This is a genomic window from Acinetobacter sp. YH12227 (assembly GCF_013417785.1).
Lineage (GTDB): Bacteria > Pseudomonadota > Gammaproteobacteria > Pseudomonadales > Moraxellaceae > Acinetobacter > Acinetobacter gandensis.
In genome coordinates this window covers 23,347-46,159 of record NZ_VPDH01000027.1, presented here as the reverse complement: position 1 = coordinate 46,159, position 22,813 = coordinate 23,347, and the positions used below count along the sequence as shown (strand labels likewise).

The following is a 22,813-nucleotide window of genomic DNA, read 5'->3' as shown; positions in this document are numbered from 1 at the left end:
TTATTTGAACAATCTAAAATATTTGTATTACCTGAAAAAAGGCAAAGGCAATGTCCGCGAGTAGTGAAAATTAAAGCACAAAAATATCCAAGAAAATGCCAGTCAATTTCTTAACTGACTGGCATTAACCCGAAGGTGGCTCTTTTTTGAATGGTTTAAAGGCTAATTAAAGACCGTTAAATTCATCGCTAAATGCTTGGCTTAAAGCTTGATCTACATCAGAGAAATCATTGTGAAGTTCAAGCTCTGCAGCTTCAGATTCTTGACGACGACGCTCTAAGTGGTAAGCCAAACCTGTACCCGCTGGGATCAGACGACCTACAACTACGTTTTCTTTCAGACCGCGTAATTCATCTTCTTTACCTGTTACAGCCGCTTCAGTTAACACACGAGTTGTTTCCTGGAACGATGCAGCAGAAATGAACGAGTCAGTAGAAAGTGACGCTTTGGTAATACCCATCAATTGACGTTCAAACTTCGCTGGGAATTTGTTCTGAGCTGCCACTGCTTGGTTTTCTTGAACAACGCGGATGTATTCCACCTGTTCGCCTTTGATGAAGCTTGTATCACCACCGTCAGTGATTTCAACTTTACGCAACATTTGACGTACGATAACTTCAATGTGCTTATCGTTGATTTTTACACCTTGCAGACGGTATACGTCCTGAACTTCGTTCACGATGTAGTTTGTCAGTGCAACTTCGCCTTTCAAACGTAAGATGTCATGTGGGTTTTGCGGACCATCAGAAATGGTTTCACCACGGTTCACATGCTCGCCTTCGAACACGTTAATGGTACGCCATTTCGGAATTAACTCTTCGTAAATCTCAGAGCCATCATCCGGAGTAATCACAAGACGGTTCTTACCTTTGGTTTCTTTACCGAAGCTCACGATACCTGAAATTTCAGCAAGGATCGCATGCTCTTTCGGTTTACGTGCTTCGAACAAGTCAGCTACACGCGGTAGACCACCGGTAATATCACGTGTACGTGAAGATTCTTGTGGTACACGACCAATAACGTCACCGACACCAATTGTTTCGCCGTCGCGAACAGTCAGAATCGTATTTTGTGGCAAGAAGTAGAACTGTTCGCCGCCATCCGTTGTATCCAATACAACAGCTGGACGCATATCTTTACCAGATGCTGGACGTGAAGTTACTGGAAGTACTTCAATAGTCGTCATACCTGTTGCATCATCAGTTTTCGATGTAACAGTTACGCCATCAGCGATTTGGCTGAAACGTACTTTACCTGCAACTTCTGTAACAAGTGGATGTGTATGCGGATCCCAAGTCGCTACGATACCGCCAGCTTCCACAGCTTCGCCATCTTTAATGATGATTGAAGCACCGTATGGAAGTTTGTAACGTTCGCGTTCACGACCTAAATCATCCGCAATACCGATTTCACCTGAACGTGAAGTTGATACCAAGTGACCTTTTGCGTGTTGTACTGTTTTCACATTGTGGAAACGTACTGTACCTTTGTTACGAACTTGTACGCTGTTTGCAGCAGAAGTTCGGCTCGCAGCACCACCAACGTGGAACGTACGCATGGTTAACTGAGTACCTGGCTCACCAATTGATTGAGCAGCCATTACACCTACAGATTCACCTGGGTTCACTTGGTGACCACGTGCTAGGTCACGACCATAACACTTCGCACATACACCGAATGTAGACGCACAGTTTACAACTGAACGTACTTTAATTTCGTCGACACCTGCATTTTCAATAAATGCAGCAAGTTTTTCATCGATCAATGTGTTACGTGCAAGAAGAACTTCTTCTGTACCCGCTTTTTTCACATCTTCAGCAACTACACGACCCAATACACGAGTACCAAGGTTTTCAATTACATCGCCACCTTGAATGAACGGTGTCATTACTAGACCGTCGTAAGTACCACAATCTGGCTCAGTAATTACTAAGTCTTGTGCTACGTCTACAAGACGACGAGTCAAGTAACCAGAGTTCGCAGTTTTCAATGCTGTATCGGCCAAACCTTTACGCGCACCGTGTGTTGAAATGAAGTACTGAAGTACTGTCAAACCTTCACGGAAGTTTGCTTTAATTGGTGTTTCAATGATCGAGCCATCTGGCTTAGCCATCAAACCACGCATACCCGCTAACTGACGAATCTGAGCTGCCGAACCACGGGCACCTGAGTCAGACATCATATAAATCGAGTTGAATGATTTTTGTTTCTCGTCTTCACCCTGTTTGTTTTTAACAGTTGTGAATGACAAGTTGTCCATCATTGCTTTCGCTACTTGGTCGTTTGTACGTGCCCAAATATCGACAACTTTGTTATAACGTTCGCCGGCAGTTACGAAACCTTGCTCAAATTGTTGTTCGATTTCACGAACTTCAACTTCAGCTTTTTCGATAATTGCTTGTTTTTGTGGCGGAATCAACATGTCTTCCATACCAACAGACACACCTGAGTGAGTCGCTTGACGGAAGCCCAAGTACATCAATTGGTCAGCAAAGATAACCGTATCTTTTAGACCCAATTTACGGTAGCAAGAGTTGATCAATTTAGAGATGTTCTTTTTAGTCATCTCAACGTTAATTTGTTGGAAATCCATGCCTTCAGGCACAACTTCCCAAAGTAAACAACGACCTGGTGTTGTATCAACAACAATCGTTTGTTGTTCACGGTTACCATTTTCGTCGATTACAGTTTGGTGTACACGCGCTTTAACACGAGCGTGTAAATCAACTTGACCTGTTGCAAGTGCACGGTTTACTTCGTCAGTATCCGCGAACACCATGCCTTCACCTTTGGCATTAATTGCATCACGTGTGATGTAATAAAGACCTAAGACAACGTCCTGAGAAGGTACGATGATTGGCTCACCGTTCGCAGGAGACAAGATGTTGTTAGTTGACATCATTAACGCACGAGCTTCTAACTGAGCTTCAAGTGTTAATGGTACGTGTACCGCCATTTGGTCACCGTCGAAGTCGGCGTTAAATGCCGCACAAACTAACGGGTGAAGACGAATCGCTTTACCTTCAATTAGAGTCGGTTCAAATGCTTGAAGACCCAAACGGTGAAGTGTTGGCGCACGGTTCAACATCACTGGATGTTGACGGATTACGTGAGCAAGAACGTCCCAAACTTCTGGTGTTTCGCGCTCAACCATTTTCTTCGCAGCTTTAATGGTTGTTGCTTGGCCAGATGCTTGTAGTTTCGCAAAAATGAATGGCTTGAATAATTCAAGTGCCATTTTCTTCGGAAGACCACATTGGTGTAAACGTAAAGTAGGGCCTACAGTAATTACCGAACGACCTGAATAGTCAACACGCTTACCAAGTAAGTTTTGACGGAAACGACCTTGTTTACCTTTGATCATGTCTGCCAAAGATTTAAGAGGACGTTTGTTCGAACCAGTAATTGCACGACCACGACGACCGTTATCCAGCAATGCATCCACAGATTCTTGCAACATACGTTTTTCGTTACGTACGATGATATCTGGAGCCGCAAGGTCAAGTAGACGTTTCAAACGGTTATTACGGTTAATTACACGACGGTAAAGATCATTCAAGTCAGAAGTCGCGAAACGACCACCTTCTAGAGGAACTAAAGGACGAAGATCTGGTGGAAGTACTGGCAGTACAGTCAACACCATCCATTCAGGCTTATTGTTCGAATCTTTAAACGCTTCCATCAATTTCAGACGTTTCGATGCTTTTTTCAGCTTCGTTTCTGAAGTTGTATTTGGAATTTCTTCACGAAGACGTGAAATTTCTGCTTCAAGATCGATGTCTTTCAACAAGTCTTGAACAGCTTCCGCACCCATTTTCGCGCTGAATTCGTCACCGTGTTCTTCTAATGCTGTGAAGTATTCTTCATCGTTTAGAAGTTGGTATTTCTCAAGCGGAGTCATACCAGGATCAGTGACAACATAAGATTCGAAATACAATACGCGTTCGATATCACGTAGCGTCATGTCTAATAATAGACCGATACGGCTAGGAAGTGACTTTAAGAACCAAATATGTGCAACTGGAGAAGCAAGGTCAATATGACCCATACGCTCACGACGTACTTTTGCAGTTGTTACTTCAACGCCACATTTTTCACAAATGACGCCTTTGTATTTCATACGCTTGTATTTACCACACAAGCATTCGTAATCTTTTACTGGACCAAAGATTTTGGCACAGAATAAACCATCACGTTCTGGTTTGAACGTACGGTAGTTGATGGTTTCTGGCTTCTTCACTTCACCGTGAGACCATGACTTAATCATTTCTGGTGACGCAAGACCAATACGGATGCGATCAAACTCTACAGGAGCATGACCGTCTGAATCCGTCTTTTTGCGCATGATATCGAGCAAGTCTTTCAATTTTTTTCTCCGTGTGTTGTGGAGATTTTCACTTCACAACTGGGTCACAAATATTGTTTTTTAACTGAGTAATCCCCCTCAATCCCGCCTGATTTAAGCGGGAAACTCCCCTTAAAATAAGAGGAGTAAATCCCCCCCTTATAAAGGGGGTTGGGGGGATTGAATGGTTACTTAGTCACCATTTTTCAGTTCAATGTTGATACCTAAAGAACGGATCTCTTTGGTCAATACGTTGAACGATTCAGGCATACCCGGATCCATATAATGGTTACCATCTACAATGTTCTTGTAGATACGAGTACGACCTTCAACGTCATCCGATTTCACAGTTAACATTTCTTGAAGTGTATATGCAGCACCGTAAGCTTCAAGTGCCCATACTTCCATCTCACCGAAACGCTGACCACCGAATTGAGCTTTACCGCCCAATGGTTGTTGTGTAACTAGAGAGTAAGAACCAGTAGAACGCGCATGCATCTTGTCGTCAACCAAGTGGTTCAGTTTCAACATGTACATGTAACCTACAGTTACTGGACGGTCAAAACGTTCACCTGTACGTCCATCATACAATACTGTTTGACCAGTACGTGAAATGTTCGCAAGTTCAAGCAACTCTTTAATTTGTGATTCTTCAGCACCATCAAATACAGGCGTCGCTAAAGGAACACCTTTACGTAGATTGCCTGAAAGTACCAAGATTTCTTCATCAGTTAAGCTATCAAGATCTTCTTGCTCGCCACCAACTTTGTTGTAAATCTTGTCTAAGAATGCACGAAGCTCAAGAATCGTACGTTGCTCTTTCATCATCTTGTCGATTTGATCGCCAAGACCTTTTGCAGCCATACCCAAGTGAGTTTCAAGAATCTGACCCACGTTCATACGTGATGGTACACCCAGTGGGTTCAACACGATATCAACAGGTACACCGTTTGCATCATGCGGCATGTCTTCTACTGGTAAGATGTTAGATACAACACCCTTGTTACCATGACGACCTGCCATCTTATCACCCGGTTGGATGCGACGTTTTACAGCAAGGTAAACTTTAACAACTTTCAACACGCCAGTTGTAAGCTCATCACCTGTAGAAAGTTTGCGTTTTTTCTCTGCAAATTTCTCGTCAATCTCAATGCTCTTCTCTTTTAAGAAAACTTGGATTTGAGTTAGACGTTCAGCAACTGCTTCATCTACTGGTTGAATTTCAAGAAGTTCAACAAGCTCTAAGCTAGACAATAAATCTTCAGACAGTTTATCGCCACGTTTAGTCGTGCCGCCGCCATTCGATTCTTGGCCTTTCAACAAGCGAACGATACGTTCACGTGCTGCTTCTTCGAAGATTTTGTATTCTTCTTTCAAGTCTTTACGGTACGCATCAAGCTGTGCTTTCTCAATTGCTTGAGCACGTTCGTCTTTTTCTAGACCGTCACGTGTAAACACTTGTACGTCAATAACTGTACCTTTAACGCTTGAAGAAACACGTAAAGATGAGTCTTTTACGTCAGCAGCTTTTTCACCGAAGATTGCACGAAGCAATTTTTCTTCAGGTGTTAATTGCGTTTCACCTTTAGGCGTTACTTTACCTACAAGGATGTCGCCCGCAGTAACTTCAGCACCAATGTAAACGATACCTGATTCGTCAAGTTTAGAAAGTGCTGCTTCACCCACGTTTGGAATATCGGCAGTAATTTCTTCAGCACCCAATTTAGTATCACGTGCTACACATGATAATTCTTGGATGTGGATTGACGTTAAACGGTCTTCTTGAAGAACACGCTCAGATAATAAGATCGAGTCTTCGTAGTTGTAACCGTTCCAAGTCATGAACGCTACACGCATGTTTTGACCTAATGCCAATTCACCGCCATCTGTCGATGGACCATCAGCAAGAACGTCACCACGTGCAACTTTGTCGCCTAAACGTACAACAACGTTTTGGTTAATACATGTATTTTGGTTCGAACGTGTGTATTTGATCAGGTTGTAGATATCTACGCCTGCTTCACCCGCGATCATCTCTTCTTCGTTTACACGAATAACCACACGAGATGCATCAACAAACTCAATACGACCACCACGTTTCGCAAGTACACACACACCAGAGTCATGCGCTACGTTTGCTTCCATACCTGTACCAACGAGCGGTTTATCAGCACGTAAAGTAGGCACAGCCTGACGTTGCATGTTTGAACCCATCAATGCACGGTTCGCGTCATCGTGTTCAAGGAACGGAATCAGTGACGCCGCTACAGATACAACCTGCTGAGCAGATACATCCATATGCGTTACTTTTTCAGGAGGCATACGTACGAAGTCACCTTGGTGACGTACAGATACGAACTCTTCAGTCAAATGACCGTCTTTATCTACACCAGAATCGGCCTGTGCAATCACAGTACCTACTTCTTCAATCGCAGAAAGATATTCAACATCATCAGTTACACGACCTTCAACAACTTTACGATACGGCGTTTCTAAGAAGCCGAAGTTGTTACATTTCGCATAAACAGACAATGAGTTGATCAAACCAATGTTTGGACCTTCAGGAGTCTCAATTGGACAAACACGACCGTAGTGAGTTTGATGTACGTCACGTACTTCGAAGCCCGCACGTTCACGTGTTAAACCACCTGGACCAAGCGCCGATACACGACGTTTGTGTGTGATTTCAGACAACGGGTTGTTTTGGTCCATGAACTGAGATAACTGGCTTGAACCAAAGAATTCTTTGATTGCAGCAGCTACTGGCTTCGCATTGATTAAATCTTGCGGAGACAAGTTATCAGTTTCAGCTTGTGATAGACGTTCTTTAACAGCGCGTTCTACACGAACAAGACCTACACGGAATTGGTTTTCTGTCATTTCACCAACAGAACGAACACGACGGTTACCTAAGTGGTCGATATCGTCGACTTCACCTTTACCGTTACGGATTTCAACCAATGTTTTTAATACATCAGTGATGTCTTCGTTAGAAAGAATGCCTTCAACTTCACGAGACTTCTGATCTGTACCTACTTCGTAAGGACGACCCAAACGACGGTTGAACTTCATACGACCTACTGGTGATAAGTCATAACGTTCAGAAGAGAAGAACAAGTTGTTGAATAAGTTTTCAGCAGCTTCTTTTGTTGGTGGCTCACCTGGGCGCATTACTTTATAGATTTCAACTAGCGCTTCTTCGCGACCAGTTGTTGTATCAGCACGTAATGAGTCAGCAATGAACGGACCACGGTCGATGTCATTGGTATAAAGTACGTTAAATTGTTTAACGCCACCTTCAGCCAATTTCACCATAATTTCATGGCTTAGTACTGTATTTGCAGCAATTACTTCGCCGTCACGTAATGCAACGTCTTCAGCAATAATACGTTCATACAAATATTCGTCAGGTACTAAAAGTTTTTCCAGACCAGCTGCTTCCATTTGACGAACATGACGCGCATTAATACGTTTGCCTTGTTCAACAATTGTTTTGCCATCTGTACCAACGATATCAAATTGAGCCATTTCACCACGCAGGCGTTCAGGCACAAGATCAATTTGATAGCTACCCATGTCCAGGTAAACAGGAACTTTTTCATAGAACATGTCTAAGATTTGTTCGTTGTTATAACCCAACGCACGAAGCACTACAGTCGCTAATAATTTACGACGACGGTCAATACGAACGTATACAAGATCTTTCGCATCAAATTCGAAGTCTAACCATGAACCACGGTATGGAATGATACGAGCAGAATAAAGAACTTTACCGCTAGAGTGTGTTTTGCCTTTATCGTGGTCAAAGAACACACCTGGTGAACGGTGTAATTGAGATACGATTACACGCTCAGTACCGTTAACAACAAAAGTACCGTTGTCTGTCATGAGTGGCATTTCACCCATGTAGACTTCTTGCTCACGCACGTCTTTAATTGTCTTCGTTTCGCGATCTTTAATGATCAGACGAATTTTTACACGCATTGGTGCAGCATAAGTTGAGCCACGAAGGATACATTCGCGTACATCAAACTCAGGCTTACCAAGACTATACTCAACAAATTCTAAAGCAGCATTGCCAGAATAACTTTCAATAGGAAAAACTGAACGAAATGCGGCTTGGAGACCGATATCTTCGCGGTTTTTTGGAGTTTTGCCGTCTTGAAGGAAGGTTCTGTACGAGTCCACTTGAATCGCGAGCAAGTACGGAACATCCATTACCTTGGGCAATTTACCAAAATTCTTACGGATCCGTTTCTTTTCGGTATATGAGTATGCCATCTGGAGTCCTCGGAAAGTAAACTAAGGCCGCCTGCAGAACGGACTTAGAAGGAATTACGCAGGCCGATATGGCCACCACTTTCACAAATGCTGCAATTTTTAGTGGTATTAAAACGCTTAACAATATTTTTTACTGAAAAATATTGGTAAGCGTTTGTTTTTATAAATTATTTCTAATTTGTATGATTTTTATATCATGCAAACAAAAATCGAGCCGATTATTGTAACGCAAAAAGGCTGATGACCCAAGGGGCACCAGCCAATTTGTGGAGTCGATTATAAAAAAATCGACTCCCCTTAAGATTACTTAAGTGTAACTGTAGCACCAGCTTCTTCAAGTTTTTTCTTAAGCTCTTCGCCTTCTTCTTTAGAAACGCCTTCTTTAAGAACTGAAGGAGCGCTTTCAACAAGATCTTTAGCTTCTTTAAGACCAAGACCAGTAGCTTCACGAACTGCTTTAATTACAGCAACTTTGTTAGCACCGAAAGAAGTCAACTCAACGTTGAATTCTGATTGTTCTTCAGCAGCAGCAGCAGCGCCAGGAGCAGCAGCAACAGCTACAGCAGCAGCAGATACGTTGAATTTTTCTTCGAAAGCAGAAATAAGTTCAACAAGTTCAAGAACAGTTTTTTCAGCTACTGCGTTTAAGATTTCTTCGTTTGTTAAAGCCATGAGATTAACTCCAAATGGGTATTGAATGATGTGTGTTTAAGTTTGAGCTTATGCAGCTTCTGACTCGTTTTTCTCTTTGAGCGCAGTAATAAGGCGACCCAATTTCGAAATAGGAGCTTGAAGTACGTTTGCAAGCATAGTAAGAGCTTTCTCTTGGTTTGGAAGGTTCGCGATAACGCTAACTTCAGCACCTTGATAAACTTTACCGTCAAATGCAGCAGCTTTAAGTTCAAATGCTTTATTAGTTTTAGCAAATTCTTCGAACAAACGAGCAGCAGCGCCCATGTCGTCTTCAGAAGTTGAGAAAGCTAAAATTGTTGGGCCAACAAGGTTGTCGTTCAAGATATTGAATTGAGTATCTTGAAGAGCGCGTTTAGCCAAAGTGTTACGAACTACGCGAGTAGCAACACCCAGTTTACGAGCTTCAACACGTAGAGTAGTTAATTGCTCTACAGTTAAACCTTGATAGTCAGCAACAACAGCAGCAAATGCAGTAGAAGCAACTTCAGTTACTTCAGCTACGATCTGTTTTTTGCCTTCGATAAGAAGAGCCATTGTAAAACCTCCTAACGGTGATTTATGCACTCAAACAAGTGCACTCCCAATTCGTAAATTCATTACTGAACTTACACGCGGAGGATGAACAAATCACACCACCGCGTCTACGCAGGCTGGACGATTAAGAAAAGAGCATAAAACTCCCCTCACCTGCGGTCTTTGACGCTGATAAACGAAAAATTTATCAATTCAAAGTTTGCCTAAGTTTGCAAGTAGTCCGAAACCGGTTTCTTCTTGCGTAATATTTAAAGCAGTGCTTCAAATATTACTCAGGGCTTTAAAATTCTGTAATAAGTCGAAACTTATTTAGAAACGTTAGCTACATCAATAGTAAGACCAGGACCCATAGTTGAGCTCAAAGTGATCTTTTGAATGTAGATACCTTTAGAAGTAGCAGGTTTTGCTTTCTTAAGGTCAGCAACAAGTGCTTCAACGTTTTGACGAACAGCTTCAGCAGTGAAACCTACTTGACCGATCGCAGCGTGGATGATACCTGCTTTGTCTACACGGTAACGTGCTTGACCAGCTTTCGCGTTTTTCACAGCGCCAGCTACGTCAGGAGTTACTGTACCCACTTTAGGGTTTGGCATTAAGCCACGTGGACCAAGAATCGTACCTAATTTACCCACAACACGCATAGCGTCTGGTGCAGCAATTACTACGTCAAAGTCAAGGTTACCCGCTTGGATGCTTTCAGCAAGATCATCAAAACCAACAACGTCTGCGCCTTCAGCTTTAGCAGCTTCAGCAGCCGCGCCTTGAGCAAACACAGCAACACGTACAGTTTTACCAGTACCTGCAGGAAGTGTAGTCGCGCCACGAACAACTTGGTCAGATTTACGAGGATCAACACCTAGATTTACTGAAACATCCAAAGATTCTTTGAATTTAACAGCAGGAATAGTGTTAAGAACTTGCACTGCTTCTTCCAAAGTGTAAACTTTGTTTGCTTCAACAGCAGCAGCAATGGCTTTTTGACGTTTAGTTAATTTAGCCATGTCTTATAGCTCCACTTCCAAGCCCATAGAACGCGCAGAACCAGCGATGGTACGTACACGTGCGTCTAAATCAGCACCAGTAAGATCTGGTTCTTTAGTAGTCGCAATTTCTTCTAATTGAGCACGAGTCAACTTACCAACTTTAGTTTTGTTAGGTACAGCTGAACCCTTTTGGATACCAGCAGCTTTCTTAAGAAGAATCGCAGCAGGTGGAGTTTTCATGATGAATGTGAACGACTTGTCGTTGTACACAGTGATCACTACAGGAATTGGAAGACCAGCTTCAACTTTTTGTGTAGCAGCATTGAATTCTTTACAGAATGCCATGATGTTTACACCACGTTGACCTAGTGCAGGACCAATCGGTGGAGATGGATTTGCTTTACCAGCTGGAACTTGCAGCTTGATATAGCCGTCAATCTTCTTAGCCATTTTCAATTACCTCTGGGTACAAGCGCCGATGAAGGCTCCCCAATGATTTCAAGTAACGACAACCGTTACAACAACAATGCCCGACTTATAAAAAATCGGGCGTTTATCAACCAACTAAAATTAGTTCGCTTTTTCGACTTGTCGAAATTCGAGTTCTACTTGAGTCGGTCGATTAAATACATTAATCGTCAAAGTAAGACGAGATTTTTCGTATTGAACTTCTTCCACCACGCCTTTAAAGTCGGTGAATGGACCATCAATAACGAGTAATTCTTCACCTGGCTCAAACATTGTCTTAGGACGAGGCGCTTCACCAGTATTACGTACACGAGCAAGAATCGCATCAGCTTCTTTTTGCGTAATCGGTGCCGGTTTTTCAGCCGTACCACCAATAAAACCTAAAACTTTTGGACATTCTTTAACAATGTGCCAAGTTTCATCGTTCATTTCCATTTCGACTAACACATAGCCTGGAAAGAACTTACGCTCTGACTTACGTTTCTTACCATCCTTCATTTCCACCACTTCTTCAGTAGGGACAAGGACTTCACCAAAGCTATCGGCTACAGCGCTACGCTGGATTCGATCATTAAGTGAGCGTAACACTTGTTTTTCATAGCCTGAATAGGCATGAATAATGTACCAACGTTTCATAGCTCTCTTACCCGATAATAAACTTCATTAACCAGCTCAAAGCGTAGTCAAAACACCATAATAAAATGGATGCCACTAAGACTACAGCAAGTACCTGCCAAGATGTGGTCACGGTCTCTTGCTTTGTTGGCCAGCTCACTCGACGTAGCTCAATACGAGCATCTTTCAACAATCGAACAAAGCCTTTGCCTTGATGGGTGGCGTATAATAAACCTAAAGCCACGATGATACAAGCCAAAATCACCCCAACACGAACCCAGACATCATTCGCTGGTGCCCAGTATGCTGGCAAATATTGATTCACCATCATTGAACCGCCGAGTAAAATCAATGCGATAGCCCACAGAACAAAGTCCAGAGGGGAACCAGAATTAACAACTTCAGCAGAATTATTTCTTTGAGGAATTGGCGCGTCGCTTAATGCGTCACGCGATTTATCATTCGACATTTTTGTACTCGTCGTAGAATTCGCGACTTATTATATGACCAGTTGAGCCAGCATCAAGCTTCTTTTTAAAAAAATTGGCAGGTCAGGAGGGACTCGAACCCCCAACATTCGGTTTTGGAGACCGACGCTCTACCAATTGAACTACTGACCTGCAGAGCAAATCGAGAGTCGTAACTCTCGATCTGTATTTAACAATGTGTATTATGCAGTAACTTTAGCAACTACACCAGCACCAACTGTACGACCGCCTTCACGGATTGCGAAGCGTAGACCTGGGTCCATTGCGATCGGGTGGATAAGCTCTACTGACATCTCAACGTTGTCACCAGGCATTACCATTTCAACACCTTCTTTAAGTGCAATCGCACCAGTTACGTCAGTTGTACGGAAGTAGAACTGTGGACGGTAACCGTTAAGGAATGGAGTATGACGACCACCTTCTTCTTTAGAAAGTACGTATACTTCTGCGTCAAATTTAGTATGCGGTTTGATTGCACCTGGTTTAGCAAGTACTTGACCACGTTGAACGTCTTCACGTTTAGTACCACGTAGAAGAACACCACAGTTCTCGCCCGCACGACCTTCGTCAAGAAGTTTACGGAACATTTCTACGCCAGTTACAGTTGTTTTAACTGTATCTTTGATACCAACGATTTCAACTTCTTCGCCTACTTTAACGATACCAGTCTCAACACGGCCAGTTACTACTGTACCACGACCTGAGATTGAGAATACGTCTTCGATTGGCATAAGGAATGGAAGATCGATAGCACGTTCTGGCTCTGGAATGTAAGAGTCAAGCGCTTCAACAAGAGCAACAACAGCTGGTTCGCCGTATTGACCTTGGTCACCGTTAAGAGCTGCAAGAGCAGAACCACGGATAACTGGAGTGTCATCACCAGGGAAGTCATAAGTAGAAAGAAGTTCACGAACTTCCATTTCCACTAATTCAAGAAGCTCTTCGTCGTCTACAAGGTCGCATTTGTTTAAGAATACAACGATGTAAGGTACACCTACCTGACGAGAAAGAAGGATGTGTTCACGAGTTTGTGGCATTGGACCATCAGTCGCAGCACATACAAGGATCGCGCCGTCCATCTGAGCAGCACCAGTAATCATGTTTTTAACATAATCGGCGTGGCCCGGGCAGTCTACGTGAGCGTAGTGACGAATAGTTGAATCGTATTCTACGTGTGAAGTATTAATTGTAATACCACGTGCTTTCTCTTCAGGTGCAGAGTCAATTGCAGCGTAGTCTTTCGCTTCGCCACCAAAAGTTTTTGCACATACAGTTGCAATTGCAGCTGTTAAAGTTGTTTTACCATGGTCGACGTGACCAATTGTACCCACGTTAACGTGTGGCTTATTACGTTCAAACTTAGCCTTAGCCATGCTCTTCTTCCTCGTTTACGTCGAAAACAATTCTGAGTAACACCCAGCTCCGACATATCGCCTAAAAAATAAACACCCAATACTTGAAAAGCAGACTAAATAGCCTGCTTTTTGGAATCTTGTGCAACAATGTTGCTAAACTGTAATCTGGAGCTCTTATCGAGATTTGAACTCGAGACCTCTCCCTTACCAAGGGAGTGCTCTACCACTGAGCTATAAGAGCAAATATAAGTACTTCAATATATATGGAGCGGGAGACGAGGGTCGAACTCGCGACATGCAGCTTGGAAGGCTGCCGCTCTACCAACTGAGCTACTCCCGCACGATGTTGGTACAAACCACTTATTGAAGTCTTAAAATTGGTGGTGAGGGAAGGATTCGAACCTTCGAAACTTTCGTAGCGGAGTTACAGTCCGCCCCCTTTGACCGCTCGGGAACCTCACCATTTTACACTTACTTCAGTGTTGTTCTTTTTACTCACTCTCAAACTTCTAAGATGGTGCCGGCACACGGATTCGAACTGTGGACCTACTGATTACAAGTCAGTTGCTCTACCAACTGAGCTATGCCGGCGTTTCTTAGTGTTTCGTACGTTTCGTATCGGAACGGTGTGCAGTTTAGCAAAAACAAAAATCTGTGCAAGTGTTTTTTCTAAAAAAAACGTGAAAAACTCACAAAATCAATCCATTTGACGATAATTCAACCGCTTTGATCACTGCGCGAGCTTTTATTTGGGTTTCATTCCATTCAGATTCAGGATTTGAGTCATAAACCACCCCTGCTCCCGCCTGTACATAGACCTTATTTTCACGAATTACACAGGTACGAATCGCAATCGACATGTCCATTTCACCATGCCAGCCTAAATAACCAACAGCACCGCCAAAAATTCCACGTTTGACCGGCTCAACTTCGTCAATAATTTCCATTGCACGTATTTTTGGTGCACCAGATAGCGTACCCGCTGGGAATGTTGCCTTAAAAACATCCAACGCATCTACATCATCGCGCACTTCACCTTGCACATTTGACACAATATGCATGACATGTGAATAACGCTCGATCACCATTTGATCAGTCACGTGAACTTTACCGATTTTTGATACACGACCAACGTCATTTCGACCTAGATCAATCAACATCAAATGTTCTGCAATTTCTTTCTCATCAGATAGCAGATCTTTTTCCAGCGCCAAATCTTCTTCTTTGGTTTTACCACGTGGGCGTGTACCCGCTAATGGACGCACGGTTGCGATACCATTTTCTAAACGCGATAAAATTTCTGGTGATGAACCAACAATATGAAAAGGTGTATTGTTTTCTAAAGTCTGCCCTTGCACCAAGAACAAGTACGGTGATGGATTAAGGTGGCGTAATGCACGATAGACCTGTAACGGCTCACCATCAAAGTCTGAGACCATCCGATGCCCTGGTACAACCTGCATCACATCACCCGCCTTAATGTATTCTTTCACCTTGGCAATCGACTCAATAAAGTTATCGTGCCCTGTAATAGATTCAAAATTTGGTGCAGTGTGCTTTTCAGCAATCAAAACAACAGGTGTTGCCAACAATGCTTCGATGTCATCGAGCTGCGCTTGTGCTTTGGTATAAGCCGCTGGATCATTCACATCTGCATGCACAATTAAAAACAGCGTATCTTTTAAGTTATCAAAGACAATGACTGTCTTCGATAACATCATCCAAATATCAGGAATGCCGACTGGATCAGCTTCTGGGACATTATTCAACTTAGGTTCAATATAACGTACAGCATCATAACCAAAGTAGCCCACTAGACCACCAGTAAAGCTTGGCAGTGCAGGTAGCTCTTGCTGTGTCGGCACTTTAAACTGTGCTTGGAAGTCACGTATGTATTGGAATGGATCTAAGCAAGCCTGTTTTTCGATCTGACCATTGGTATGTTGAACCGTTAATTGCCCTTCATTACAAGAAAATACGGTCGATTCACCTAAGCCAATGATTGAATAACGTGCCCAGTTTTCACCACCTTCAACAGATTCAAATAAATAGGCTTGTTTATGTTGTTTTAATCGAGCAAAGACAGATAAAGGCGTTTCCGTATCTGCTAAGCGCTGGCGATACACAGGAATGAGGTTATAACCTGCTGATTTTAAATCTTCAAATTGAGCTTGTGTAGTCATCTTGTTTCTCTATCTATTTTCGTATGGTTGATTTTCATTTGCTATTTTGGATGCTGAATTAATCACGCCATCGAAAAACTACACACTCACTCATTCCCACGTCCTTACCCACTGCTTATTTCAACCCAATAATTCTTTTAAATTATCAACCACCATTTGTGGCTGGCAATCTTGAATATTTTCCCCATGATTATAGCCATAGCTGACCACAATACAATCGATACCCGCACGGCGTGCAGCTTCAACATCATTCACCGAATCACCAATCATTAGAATCTGCTCTTTCGGCAAACCATAATGTTCTGCACAATACAAAAGTTGTTTCGGATGCGGCTTACGCTCTTCAAAGCGATCACCACCAATTACATCTACAAAGTATTGATTCATCCCCAGTGCCTCAACAATGCTGCGCGCAGGCTGCTCAGGTTTATTGGTGACACAAATTAAAGTCTTTTGCTCAGCTTGCCCCCATTTTAAAAATTCTAGGATGCCATTAAAAGGCTGTGTTAACACACAAGGATCTGCATTATAAATTTTCAAGAAAGTTTGCAGTAACAAATGATGTTGTGCCGCATCCACCTTACCAGTCAAATGTTCTAATACACTTTGACAAAATAACGATGTTCCTTTACCTATCCAATTACGCACCTGCACTTCTGTCACAAGCGGCAACTGCAAGGTATTCAAACTCATATTCATGGCACGATATAAATCTGAAGCTGAATCCACTAGGGTTCCATCCAAATCAAACAAAATCATTTGGCGATCTGCTAGGCGTACATCCAACATTTTTACCCTCTTTAAATTGAAACTGAAACAAAAAAGGCATGCTCATGCATGCCTTTTGATTGAGCTGTCCAAAATTATTTGAACATTACCCATGCAATAATGGCAAGAATGACCAATACAATGACAGAGATCAAACCCACAGAGGCATTTTTTTGCGCTTCTTTTTCTTGCTCAACGCAGCTCTCTGGAATTTCAACATTGCAGGCTTCGGGTGTCACAGGCGCATTAACATCAACCCCTTCAGGAATTGGTGCTGGCTTAGGAATACCCACATTCGTAGGCATACCATCACGGGTTAACTGCACCGAACCATCACGTTCTTTGAGTTCAGGCATGCCTTGATCATTCATTTGCTGCGCAGCAGACTTTTCTTGCGCAGTTTCAGATACAGCCACAGCTTCTGCTGGCTGTTGAATAGCTTCAACACTTTGAATCTCATTAATGCTTTGCTGTATTTCAACAGGCACATCAACAGCTTTAGCAGGTGCAAGCACGCTAAACTTTAAACTCGCAAACTGAACAATATCACCCTGTTTTAATAAAGACTCACCATCCAAACGCACATCATTAATAAATGTACCATTTGAAGAGTTTAAGTCCTGCAACCAGAGTGCCTGTTCTTTAATTAAAAATGCCGCATGCTTACGCGAAATTTCAGATTGTTGTAGCACAATATCGGCCTGTTGGTGGCGACCCACCAACATATCGCGATCAATACTGATTTCCTGACCGGTTAAATCACCTGAAATCGCTTGAATTTTCCAAGTCATAGCTTATCTCTCTTTACCTAAATCAATCATAACACAGAGAATATCCATTCCCATTCTGACAACTTGGCGTCGATTGTGTGAACGGTTGATTTTTTTGAAATGCTAACAAATTTTCAGGGTTCAAATGTATGGTTCGGTATTCATCTTTGTGATCATTCATTCTATTGGCAGAAGCTGATGCTTCATCCAACTGAAAAGATCTAGATAAACCTGCAACAACCATCGGTTGATCAATTTTTTGCACCACACTTTGCTGAATTTCCCGCACTAACACTGATTCATTAACCTTTACATTCATTGTGTGGGTAGATTGAGCAACAGTAACTTTTTTTGTGGACTGTGGTTGTGTCGGTAACACATGATAATTTGAACTTGTTTGTCGACTGCCATTTGGTACAGCAATTGTTTGACGCTTAACAGGTGGCTCAATCGCAACAGGGGTTGTCACCACAGGTTGTGTCACTTGTGGCTGTGCAACAGGGGCCGGCTGAACGGGTGCAGGTGCAACACCTTTAGACACAGGAATACGTTGCTGATAAATATCTTCAACACTTTCAGGCAACTTAGCAAAGTTGCCATCGGTATCCAGTGCCAATTGCAAGCTATATAACTGGTTATAACGCTGCTGTGACATTTTTTTCACATCAGCTGAATTACCTACAATTGTTGGATGAATGAAGATTAATAAATTTCGCTTAACATTGGACTTGCCCTCAGAACTGAAGAGCTTACCCAAAACAGGAATCGAACCTAAACCAGGCACAGACTGACGGCCATGCTGGGTATTATCTGAAATTAACCCACCTAAAACGATGGTTTGACCATGCTCAGCCAAAATGGAGGTTTTAATGGCACGCTTACTGGTCACCAAGTCAGATGCTTCACCTTTATTGGTTTTCACATCTGAAACTTCTTGCTCAACCTCTAAACGAACCGAACCACCATCACCAATGTGCGGAACCACTTTTAAGGTCACACCGACATCTTTACGCTCGATGGTAGTATATGGATTTGCAACGCCTGCTGCACCGGTCGATACAGAACCTGTTACAAAGGGTACGTTCTCACCAACCACAATATAGGCTTCTTCGTTGTCCATGGTCACAATCGACGGCGTAGACAGTAAGTTCGACTTGGTTTTTTCTTTTAATGCTTGAATCATGGCACCGTATAATTTACGAGAACCATCACTTCCTTCTCGATAATCACCCAATACTAATGATGTTCCCGCACCGACCGCACTACCCGCGCCCGCAGCACCACCTGTCAAATAACCTGCTGCAATATTTTTTAAACTTGAACCAAAGTTATCAAAGTTAATCAGTCCAATACCACTACTGATATCCCCTAATGCCCATTGCACACCCAATTGATCTGCATCGGAACCCTCTACCTCGATGATGGCAGCCTCGATCAATACCTGTTGACGACGGATATCTAATTGTTGAATAGCTGATTCGATTTCACGCATCAATTGCGGATCAGCTTTGACCACCAAAGCATTTTGCGTCGCGTCAGCAATAATGCTAACACCATTGGCATTAAAGCTACTGATACTGTTTTGATTATTTGAATTATTATTACTGTTGAGATTAATCCCAGAACTAGTATTGTTATTGGCTGTTAATGACTGATTATCAGATGTGCCGTTGAGTAAGTTACTCGTTGAATTATTATTTGAATTAGCCGAATTATTGTTACTTGAAACCGCCTGCCCAGTCACTAGCCCTTGTAATATTTCAGATAAATTTTTCGCACTGGCATATTTTAAACGGAAGACTTTCAGCCCACCTAAACGATCCGCTGCAGGAACATCTAAGGTTTCAATCATCTGGCGGATACGTTTACGCGTCGCCGTATCCCCTTTAATAATAATACGATTGGTACGATTATCAGCGATCAGGCGAATGCGCGAGCCTTTCGGATCTTTCGACGCACCTGTCGAGCTCATTGCTTCAAGCAAACCAATCATTTCTTCCGCCTGACTTGATTGCAAAGTCACGGCTTCAATATCATTTTGCCCAGTTCCATCCAAATTACGAATAATGGTTTCAAGCTGATAAATATTGCTCGCACGGTCTGAGACAATTAGCGCATTGGTCCCCGCTACTGCAGACAAATGTGCAAACTGTGGCATCAATGGGCGTAAAGCAGGGATCAAGTCATTGGCATTGGTATTATCCAACCAAATCACACGCGTCACAATTTGATCGCCCGAAGCACGGTGTCGGGCATCATAAGGAATACCTGAACTTTTAACGTTACTATCAGGTACAAGCTTAATGGTATTGCCTGATGGAATGGCCACCACACCATTAACGTTTAAAACACCCAAAAATAAATCGTAGACTTCTGTTTTATTTAAAGCCTTATTGGAAATGACTGTGACATTACCACGCACACGAGGATCAACAGCAAAGTTTTTCCCCGTGATATCAGCGACTTCATTAATGAACGCTGTTAAATCAGCATCACGTAGATTGATTTTCCAAGTTTGAGCGAAACTTGCCGTACTGACCATCGCAGCCAAGGGCAACATGGCATAGGCAGCTAGAGTTGAACGATTATTATTAAAAAAAGCCATATACGCCTGTGTTTCCTAACCCTATATAGTGATGAATCATCACTAAAAATCCTGTTGTATGGTCATCACTTGATCACCACGTTTTACTTCAAGTTTCACCTGCCCTTCACGGCGGGCTTGTTCTAATAATTGCGCTTCTGATTGACCTTGACCTACGGTTTGCCCGTTTAAAGACATAATACGGTCACCCGGTTGCAATCCTAGCTTATTTCTTAATGCGGTCGGTGTGCGGCTTGTCACTTCAAAGCCACCACTTCCTGAAGGGGTAACCCCCATTTCTTGCATATATTGTTCACGGTTTTCAGCCATGCGCTGAACTGCTTGCCCGATCGCCGTTTGTGTCTGACTTTGTGCCTTGTTCGATGTCATGGCGCTATTGTCAGTGCTGCTATTTTGCATCGTTGTATTATTGGTCGCATTGGCTGTAGGGACAATCGGCTGATTCAGCCCATTCTCGATGCCTTTAAATGCCAGTTCTCGTGTTGCCCCATTGGCTTGACGCAAAATCACTTTATCCCAATAGACTTCAGACAATTGATAAGAAGAACCCTCTATCGTTTCACCTACCAAGTAACGGTCTGAACTTTCATTAATTTTGATCACCGCAGATGAATAGCGACTTGGCTGCCCAACCACCACACCTTGTAACACCATATTCAGTTGTTCGTTTGCTGCATTTGATGATTGTTCCTGAAACAACGCAAACGAACTAATATTCGGTACTTGCACTTGAGCAGAACCTAGCTCAACACGCTCAATTTGCATAGCCTGAGGTGGTGCAATCAAGAGCCAAAAAAATGCCGCCAATTTCCAGCATAGATACAAGATTAATAAGGCCAAGACCAATGGAGCAATACGATCAGCTTGCTTCCAGTTCAATTCGCGCATTGTGTCTAGATAATTACGCATCAGTTCACCCCAGCTAATAAAGGCTGACGTGAGCTAATTACGTAAGTATCAAGACCAGCTTTACCTTCATAGGATGCAACATTCATCAAAAACCGCTGGGTGAGCTGCACATCTAACATCAAGTCTGGCTCAAGCTGCAAATTCATCATTTTTTGTTCACGTTGATCCCGCACATCAATCGTTAACTTACCGTTATCATCTTTTAATTTTGCCGACAAAACAGGAATATTCATCGACTCTTGGCGCTGCGCAAAGGTAAAACCAAGATCTCCACCCGCCCATTGCAATTCACCATCCGTCGCAGTAAATCCTTGTTGCGGCTTGTATTTAAACTGCACGTCTTTCAGCTGGATCGCATTGATTGGCCATTGCCATTGGGCAAAACTTTTTAATGTTTCAGGTGCAATTTGCCCTTCTAACGCTTTAATGGTGATGGCTTTACCCAAGCCATAACCCACTACGCCTTGTAGTTTGGTGTTACCGCTATGAATTTCAACATTTGCACCAAGACGCAATAAGATCAAATCCCAAGGTCGTGTCTTCCAATTTAAAGAACCTTTAAGGTTACCTTTGGTCCAATCCGCTTGGCCATGCCAAATATTGCCGCTAACGTTGTGCAACATTTGATTATTTTTATAAAATTTTGTGATCAACCATGCTGCTGGGACTTGCAGCAAGACAAAAATAAAAAAACTCAGGATGGCGAAAATGAGCCATCGAATATTATTAGATTTACTGATCATCCCACCACAACCGAACTTTCAACTTTACATCCATGATTTAAACTTTTTTTCTTTATAGGCACATTATGCATACTTTTTCTGCATAGCCAATTCAAAGAGCTAAAAAAACCGAGCATTTGCTCGGTTTCATCATCCTAGATTCAGGATGTTACGACTTGATGAAAGACTTAGATTAAGAAGTCTTCAAGTTTTGCGCCTTTTTCAAGCTCAGCAACTAACCAACGTGGTTGTTTACCGCGACCTGTCCAAGTATCAGCAGCATTCGCTTTACTACGGTAACGTGGCTCAACAGCTTTACGTGTTGATTTTTTACGTTTGTTCGCGCCAGATTCAAGAATCTGCTCTACGGTTAAATCTAAGTTTTCAGCAATTTCTAAAATACGATTATACGCATCTTCAATCGCTTGGTCTTTTTTAGACGCAATTAAAGCTTCCGCTTCAACTTGTAATTTCTTTAACTCTTCAACTGATAGATTGCTAATATCAGGCATAATCTTTACTCCGAAATATCGTATTATTTTGCTTTTTAAAACTTGCACATAATATTTATAATAAAATAATTATTCAATAAACAATTTACGCTACACAACAATAAATTAACACAAATATATTCATTTCATCATGCATTTTTGTATTTAAATATTATTTTGAGCAGTCAATTCAATTTCTTTAATACGTTGTTTAATATTTTCAGGTATCGCCATTTTTTGCATCAATTGATTATCGACGCATACAATAACTGCATCACCCGATGCTACATAGGCTTGCTGTGACTCGCTCCATAATAGATAACTCATACGAAATGCACTATTTCTTAATTCTTCTACTCGCGTTGCCACTTTTAATTGATCTGGATAAATTACAGGACGAATAAATTTGCACTGACTTGATGCAACAACAGTAAGTACATCTTGATTAAATATATTCAACAAATCTAAATATGCAATTCGTGCACTTTCCATATAGCGATAATAATGCACATTATTAACATGACCAAATGCATCCATATCGCCCCATGCAACTTTTTGTTCATATATCACAGGATAGTTGTTTAATTCTTGCATATTCAATTT

At 42.3% G+C, this 22,813-nt stretch carries 16 protein-coding genes, 5 tRNA genes and 1 pseudogene; all 22 read right to left on the bottom strand.

What is annotated here, in order from left to right; translation table 11 throughout:
• Window positions 1–166: 166 nt before the first annotated feature.
• The 22 genes and pseudogenes from rpoC to FTV09_RS07695 all read right to left on the bottom strand — a co-directional run bounded on the left by rpoC (window position 167) and on the right by FTV09_RS07695 (window position 22,804).
• A complete protein-coding gene (rpoC, locus tag FTV09_RS07800) occupies window positions 167–4,366 on the bottom strand; it encodes a DNA-directed RNA polymerase subunit beta' (protein WP_067761347.1) in 4,200 nt (1,399 codons plus the stop codon).
• 171 nt (window positions 4,367–4,537) lie between these two features.
• The gene (gene rpoB, locus FTV09_RS07795) at window positions 4,538–8,626 is read right to left on the bottom strand and encodes a DNA-directed RNA polymerase subunit beta (RefSeq protein ID WP_067761350.1); all 4,089 of its coding nucleotides are present in this window, start codon (window positions 8,624–8,626) and stop codon (window positions 4,538–4,540) included.
• A gap of 303 nt (window positions 8,627–8,929) precedes the next feature.
• Entirely contained in the window at window positions 8,930–9,298 is a 369-nt protein-coding gene (gene rplL / locus FTV09_RS07790; RefSeq protein WP_067761353.1) for a 50S ribosomal protein L7/L12, read from the bottom strand.
• Window positions 9,299–9,346: 48 nt separating this feature from the next.
• Entirely contained in the window at window positions 9,347–9,853 is a 507-nt protein-coding gene (gene rplJ / locus FTV09_RS07785) for a 50S ribosomal protein L10 (protein ID WP_067761356.1), read from the bottom strand.
• Window positions 9,854–10,158: 305 nt separating this feature from the next.
• Window positions 10,159–10,854, bottom strand: a complete 696-nt coding sequence (gene rplA / locus FTV09_RS07780) for a 50S ribosomal protein L1 (RefSeq protein ID WP_067761358.1) — start codon at window positions 10,852–10,854, stop codon at window positions 10,159–10,161.
• 3 nt (window positions 10,855–10,857) lie between these two features.
• Complete coding sequence (gene rplK, locus FTV09_RS07775; RefSeq protein WP_004868049.1) at window positions 10,858–11,286, bottom strand: 50S ribosomal protein L11; 429 nt, start codon at window positions 11,284–11,286, stop codon at window positions 10,858–10,860.
• Window positions 11,287–11,406: 120 nt separating this feature from the next.
• On the bottom strand, window positions 11,407–11,940 hold the full coding sequence (gene nusG, locus FTV09_RS07770; protein WP_067761361.1) for a transcription termination/antitermination protein NusG: 534 nt from the start codon (window positions 11,938–11,940) through the stop codon (window positions 11,407–11,409).
• 7 nt (window positions 11,941–11,947) lie between these two features.
• Window positions 11,948–12,388: a preprotein translocase subunit SecE gene (secE, locus tag FTV09_RS07765; protein WP_180057772.1), complete on the bottom strand. Its 441-nt coding sequence runs from the start codon at window positions 12,386–12,388 to the stop codon at window positions 11,948–11,950.
• Between the two features lie 75 nt (window positions 12,389–12,463).
• A tRNA-Trp gene (locus FTV09_RS07760) sits at window positions 12,464–12,539 on the bottom strand.
• 50 nt (window positions 12,540–12,589) lie between these two features.
• The gene (gene tuf, locus FTV09_RS07755; RefSeq protein ID WP_067761367.1) at window positions 12,590–13,780 is read right to left on the bottom strand and encodes an elongation factor Tu; all 1,191 of its coding nucleotides are present in this window, start codon (window positions 13,778–13,780) and stop codon (window positions 12,590–12,592) included.
• A gap of 148 nt (window positions 13,781–13,928) precedes the next feature.
• A tRNA-Thr gene (locus FTV09_RS07750) sits at window positions 13,929–14,003 on the bottom strand.
• Between the two features lie 23 nt (window positions 14,004–14,026).
• Window positions 14,027–14,102, bottom strand: a tRNA-Gly gene (locus FTV09_RS07745).
• Between the two features lie 38 nt (window positions 14,103–14,140).
• Window positions 14,141–14,224 (bottom strand) — tRNA-Tyr (locus FTV09_RS07740).
• A 53-nt stretch (window positions 14,225–14,277) separates the two neighbouring features.
• Window positions 14,278–14,353, bottom strand: a tRNA-Thr gene (locus FTV09_RS07735).
• 98 nt (window positions 14,354–14,451) lie between these two features.
• Window positions 14,452–15,945, bottom strand: a complete 1,494-nt coding sequence (gene trpE / locus FTV09_RS07730) for an anthranilate synthase component I (protein ID WP_067761370.1) — start codon at window positions 15,943–15,945, stop codon at window positions 14,452–14,454.
• A gap of 120 nt (window positions 15,946–16,065) precedes the next feature.
• The gene (gph, locus tag FTV09_RS07725) at window positions 16,066–16,734 is read right to left on the bottom strand and encodes a phosphoglycolate phosphatase (RefSeq protein ID WP_180057769.1); all 669 of its coding nucleotides are present in this window, start codon (window positions 16,732–16,734) and stop codon (window positions 16,066–16,068) included.
• Between the two features lie 74 nt (window positions 16,735–16,808).
• On the bottom strand, window positions 16,809–17,504 hold the full coding sequence (locus tag FTV09_RS07720; RefSeq protein ID WP_180057767.1) for an FHA domain-containing protein: 696 nt from the start codon (window positions 17,502–17,504) through the stop codon (window positions 16,809–16,811).
• Window positions 17,505–18,032: 528 nt separating this feature from the next.
• Window positions 18,033–20,088 (bottom strand): annotated as a pseudogene (gene gspD, locus FTV09_RS07715) (type II secretion system secretin GspD); the annotation flags it as partial.
• A gap of 42 nt (window positions 20,089–20,130) precedes the next feature.
• On the bottom strand, window positions 20,131–20,997 hold the full coding sequence (locus tag FTV09_RS07710; protein ID WP_180057764.1) for a type II secretion system protein N: 867 nt from the start codon (window positions 20,995–20,997) through the stop codon (window positions 20,131–20,133).
• Window positions 20,997–21,740 carry a type II secretion system protein N gene (gspN, locus tag FTV09_RS07705; RefSeq protein ID WP_180057761.1) on the bottom strand — a complete coding sequence of 248 codons (744 nt, stop codon included), beginning with the start codon at window positions 21,738–21,740 and terminating at the stop codon, window positions 20,997–20,999. Before gspN ends, FTV09_RS07710 begins: the two co-directional genes overlap by 1 nt.
• A 167-nt stretch (window positions 21,741–21,907) precedes the next feature.
• Window positions 21,908–22,234 carry an H-NS family nucleoid-associated regulatory protein gene (locus FTV09_RS07700; RefSeq protein ID WP_067761817.1) on the bottom strand — a complete coding sequence of 109 codons (327 nt, stop codon included), beginning with the start codon at window positions 22,232–22,234 and terminating at the stop codon, window positions 21,908–21,910.
• Window positions 22,235–22,375: 141 nt separating this feature from the next.
• Window positions 22,376–22,804, bottom strand: coding sequence for a thioesterase family protein (locus FTV09_RS07695; protein ID WP_067761385.1), 429 nt, complete (start codon window positions 22,802–22,804; stop codon window positions 22,376–22,378).
• Between the last annotated feature and the right edge of the window lie 9 nt (window positions 22,805–22,813).